The organism is Pseudomonas sp. 18.1.10, from assembly GCF_024655625.1.
In the GTDB taxonomy this organism is placed as follows: domain Bacteria; phylum Pseudomonadota; class Gammaproteobacteria; order Pseudomonadales; family Pseudomonadaceae; genus Aquipseudomonas.
On the sequence record NZ_JANLGL010000445.1, the window covers coordinates 1 to 1,592 of the forward strand.

At 62.5% G+C, this 1,592-nt stretch carries 2 protein-coding genes; both read left to right on the top strand.

Translation table 11 applies throughout. The features are described from left to right. Nucleotides 1–111 precede the first annotated feature (111 nt). On the top strand, nucleotides 112–813 hold the full coding sequence (locus NUV89_RS29595) for a FadR/GntR family transcriptional regulator (protein ID WP_105521795.1): 702 nt from the start codon (nucleotides 112–114) through the stop codon (nucleotides 811–813). Between the two features lie 17 nt (nucleotides 814–830). Beyond that, complete coding sequence (locus tag NUV89_RS29600; protein WP_257784108.1) at nucleotides 831–1,517, top strand: GntR family transcriptional regulator; 687 nt, start codon at nucleotides 831–833, stop codon at nucleotides 1,515–1,517. The last annotated feature ends 75 nt before the right edge of the window (nucleotides 1,518–1,592 follow it).

Here is a 1,592-nt window from a genome sequence, read left to right on the forward strand (position 1 = left end):
TCAGCCTGCAAATGTGGTGACTGACACACTGCATTCGCGAGCAAGCCCGCTCCCACATTTAGACTTTTGCCAATTTCAATATTGTGTTTGCAACTTAAAGGAGGCGTAGACGTGATCAGCACCTCAACCGTCGTCAATTCAGTGGTAGAAAAACTCCGCGCCGCCTTGGCGCGCGGCCAGTGGCGCCGCGGTGAAATGCTCCCCGGCCAACGCGAGCTGGCCGAACAGATGGGCATCAGCCGACCCAGCCTGCGCGAAGCGGTGATCGTGCTGGAAACCCTCGGCCTGGTGCGCTCCATGCCCGGCAAAGGCGTGGTGGTGCTGGAAACCAGCGTCAGCGAACCCCAGTCCAGCGACGCGGTGGCCGACGCGAGCCTGGAAGATATCCTGCAACTGCGCTACACCCTCGAACCCTTCATCGTCGGTCTCGTCGCCCAATCCATCAGCAGCAAGGAAGTCGGCCAACTGCGGCTGACCCTGATGGACATGCGCGAAGCCCTCGACGCCGAAGACGCCGAGGCCGGCATGAACGCCTACATCGGCTTCCACGAAGAGCTGTTCGCCCTGACCTCCAACCCGATCTTCCAGAACGTGGTGCAGCAAACCAGCAACGCCCTCAAGCAGAGCGCCCAGGTGTTGCGCAACTCGCCGGAACACCTGGCCGAACGCCTGCGCGAAAACGAAGCGGTGGTGCGCGCCATCCGCAACAAGAACAGCGCCCTGGCCAGTGCCGAGATGCGTCGGCACATCCTGCAGGAAGGCCTGCGCATGGGCATTCGCTTGAACATCCCGGACGACCATCTGGGCAGCTGACTTTTTGGAGACTGGCCATGACCGCTTACGCGTTGCAACGCGACCCTATCTTCCCTGCCCTGCGCTTGATCGCCGGTAAAAAGCCCTCGGTGGACGACATCTACCCGCGCCTGTTCGACGCCATCCTCGAACAGCGCATTGCGCCGGCCAGCCGTTTCACCGAAGAGAGCCTGGGCGAGACCTTTGGCGTCAGCCGCAGCGTGATCCGCCGCGTGCTGGCCAAACTGTCGCACCAGCAAGTGGTCATCCTGCGCCCCAACCAGCGCGCCCAGGTGGCCGCGCCGGATGCCCAGCAAACCCGGCAGATCCTCGAGGCCCGGCGCCTCACCGAAATCACCGTGGTGCAATTGGCCTGCGTGCACGCCACGCCCACGCAACTGCGCCAATTGCGCGAGCTGATCGCCCGCGAGCGCGAGTGCATCGAGCGCGACCAGCGTGGGCCGGCGATTCGTCTGTCCGGGGAGTTCCACCTGCAATTGGCCGCGATGGCGCGTAACGCGCCGCTGGCACAGTTCCTCAACAGTTTGGTGCCGCTGACGTCGTTGGTTATTGCCCAGTATGAGGCGAAAGCCTGCACTTACTGCGCGTGGCAGGAGCATATGGCCATTGTGGATGCATTGGAGCAACGCGACGCCACCGCTGCCGTGAGCCTGATGACCCAGCACCTGGACCACCTGGAATCCAAATTGCTGAAACACCACTGATTCCCTGACAAATGGAGATCAAACTGTGGGAGCTGGCTTGTGTGGGAGCGGGCTTGCTCGCGAATGCGGTGGTTC